The sequence below is a fragment of the Duganella fentianensis genome (genome assembly GCF_009857835.1).
Lineage (GTDB): Bacteria > Pseudomonadota > Gammaproteobacteria > Burkholderiales > Burkholderiaceae_D > Rugamonas > Rugamonas fentianensis.
Genome location: NZ_WWCL01000023.1, coordinates 1 through 779, shown reverse-complemented (window position 1 = coordinate 779; position 779 = coordinate 1). Strand labels below are relative to the sequence as shown.

General features: G+C 47.5%; 2 tRNA genes and 2 rRNA genes. All 4 read right to left on the bottom strand.

The annotated features are described in order from the left end of the window. Positions 1 to 113 (bottom strand): 23S ribosomal RNA (locus GTP23_RS22415); the annotation flags it as partial. Positions 114 to 332: 219 nt separating this feature from the next. Then, positions 333 to 408: transfer RNA gene (locus GTP23_RS22410), tRNA-Ala, on the bottom strand. A gap of 12 nt (positions 409 to 420) precedes the next feature. Next, positions 421 to 497: transfer RNA gene (locus GTP23_RS22405), tRNA-Ile, on the bottom strand. Positions 498 to 560: 63 nt separating this feature from the next. Further along, positions 561 to 779: ribosomal RNA gene (locus GTP23_RS22400) — 16S ribosomal RNA — on the bottom strand; the annotation flags it as partial.

The following is a 779-nucleotide window of genomic DNA, read 5'->3' as shown; positions in this document are numbered from 1 at the left end:
AATCTGCGGATCAAAGTTTGTTTGCTAACTCCCCGCAGCTTATCGCAAGCTACTACGTCCTTCATCGCCTGTAATCGCCAAGGCATCCGCCATGTGCACTTATTCACTTGTCCCTATAACGTTAGCTTCTGCGACTAACAGAAAGCGTTTATAGGAATAAGAAGTACTACGTTAATGCGTTTGTTGATACATACAATCATTACCCATCGTCTTACGTTTTACCGTAAAACGATCAATAAAAATTTACTTACTTCTTCCAGATTGTTAAAGAACATACAGCACTTGATCTCTAAAAGATCAAATCTAAAGGTCTACCTTTACATTTGAACTTTTGGTGGAGGATGACGGGATCGAACCGACGACCCCCTGCTTGCAAAGCAGGTGCTCTCCCAGCTGAGCTAATCCCCCATTGGGTATGACTGGTAGGGCTGGTTGGACTCGAACCAACGACCCCCGCGTTATCAACACGGTGCTCTAACCAGCTGAGCTACAGCCCCAAATGCTGTTCTTCTTAATTACAGTCGATAAGTGTGAACGCTTGATGAGTCGTGCGACTCTAGAAAGGAGGTGATCCAGCCGCACCTTCCGATACGGCTACCTTGTTACGACTTCACCCCAGTCACGAATCCTACCGTGGTAAGCGCCCTCCTTACGGTTAAGCTACCTACTTCTGGTAAAACCCGCTCCCATGGTGTGACGGGCGGTGTGTACAAGACCCGGGAACGTATTCACCGCGACATGCTGATCCGCGATTACTAGCGATTCCAACTTCATGCAGT